This window comes from Alloalcanivorax balearicus MACL04 (assembly GCF_025532145.1).
Taxonomy (GTDB): Bacteria; Pseudomonadota; Gammaproteobacteria; order Pseudomonadales; family Alcanivoracaceae; genus Alloalcanivorax; species Alloalcanivorax balearicus.
Genome location: NZ_ARXS01000062.1, coordinates 1 through 1,580, shown reverse-complemented (window position 1 = coordinate 1,580; position 1,580 = coordinate 1). Strand labels below are relative to the sequence as shown.

General features: G+C 56.1%; 3 protein-coding genes. All 3 read right to left on the bottom strand.

All coding sequences use genetic code 11. From position 1 onward, the window contains the following. Window positions 1-86: 86 nt before the first annotated feature. A complete protein-coding gene (locus MA04_RS21650) occupies window positions 87-626 on the bottom strand; it encodes a hypothetical protein (protein ID WP_262462830.1) in 540 nt (179 codons plus the stop codon). Window positions 627-813: 187 nt separating this feature from the next. Then, on the bottom strand, window positions 814-1,023 hold the full coding sequence (locus MA04_RS21645; protein WP_262462828.1) for a BrnA antitoxin family protein: 210 nt from the start codon (window positions 1,021-1,023) through the stop codon (window positions 814-816). Then, window positions 1,016-1,309, bottom strand: coding sequence for a BrnT family toxin (locus tag MA04_RS21640; RefSeq protein ID WP_262462827.1), 294 nt, complete (start codon window positions 1,307-1,309; stop codon window positions 1,016-1,018). Before MA04_RS21640 ends, MA04_RS21645 begins: the two co-directional genes overlap by 8 nt. Window positions 1,310-1,580: the final 271 nt, after the last annotated feature.

Below are 1,580 nucleotides of genomic sequence, written 5' to 3'. Positions count from 1 at the left end.
AGCTGTTGATCGAGAATTTTGAGCAGGATTCGCAGCGGTGGGGGCTTGAGGGTTGAAGGGAGGTGTCCGCAAGGCCAATGCCACCATCAATCTGCCAGCCATCGGAGCGACGCTGTGGCGGATGAAACCAGGGCGAAAGGCAGATCGACGTCTTGGTGTGGCAACCTTACTCTGGCTTCGCGATCAGCAACTTTTATATAAACCATGCCGTCAGAGCCTCGCAAAGCCTGGACTTGCACTTCTTCCGAGACAGGCAATCCCGCGACAAGCACAACTTGCTCTTTGACTTCCCCATCTTTAACAACTTGGTACCCAGCGTTGAGCTTCTCCGCTCCCGGCTCCGGCAAAGCGACAAATGCTTTTACCTGGTCTTTCCTGTCGACAGTGGCAAAGCCCGCTGTCACCCAAGGCGCCCAGCTCGAGTCGGGATGAAGCCGTTCAAATCGCAGCGCCACGACAAGCCGGGATTGCTCGCTCTGACCCAGGAACGGAATGGCAAAACCACCTTCCGGTGCTTCAACCACCATCGATTCCGCGGAATCCGTTAGCGACAAGTAGTCCACGTCATATCGCTTCTCGCAGGCAACAAGCGCTAAAGTAAGCAGTACCGGAAACAGTGCCTTCATAACCCTCCCCCCGACAATAGAATTTTATTACGCCAGCTAGACATATCGAAACGCAAACATGGTGTGGAAGGGTGTGTTGGTCAGCAGATGGGCAATACCGAACTCGTCAGCGGCGGCGAGGGTGTAAACAAAGGGGCGACCGAGCAGCACTCCGTGGTTGGAAGGAACGGAGCCGTCCGCACCAGACCTACTGCCACTCGATTTTTATATCTTTGTGCGACTGAGCACAGTCCCGCAGGTAAAGATTGATCAGGCTCTGATACGGCAGGTCCTTCTTCTCCGCCAGATCCTTGAAGTACGCAATGGTGTCTTCATCCAGCCGGATCGTGACCTGCTTCTTGAGCTTCTTGGCGTAGGGGTTCTGGGTGGACTTGGAAAAATCGTAGTCGTCACGCATGGCGGTATTCCTCATAGGTGGTTCGCTCGCGCTTGTTGGCCTTACGGGCGGAGATGAGGCGGACGGTGTCCGCCTTTCTCACACAATGGCAGACCACCAACAGGCGCGAATGGATGCTCGTGCCGAGAAGGATGAACCGGTCCTCCTCAGTAGAATGGTCCGGGTCTCCAATCACGCGGGCGAACTCGTCGGTAAACGCCGTTTTGGCTTCCTGAAACGAGACGCCGTGCTTGCGCTGATTGGACGCTTCCTTTCGCGGGTCCCATTCAAATTCCAGATGGCTCATGCATTACAATGTAGTTATTCTGTAGTTTGTGTCAAGCAGGCGTGCCAAACCCGCCCGCTACCGGCTTCACACCCGCACCAGACTCTCCCGCGAAATCTCCCCAACCGCCCGCGCCCCGGTGCGTCATCGCAGTATCGGGGTCATGCGCAGTATCGGGGTCAGGTCTTGTCTTTTGCTTGAGGAGAGCGCGTTAGGCAAAAGGCAAGACCTGACCCTATTGCCGTATCCGGCAGGGTCACGGTGGTGCCGTCAACGATGCGAACAGGTCGCC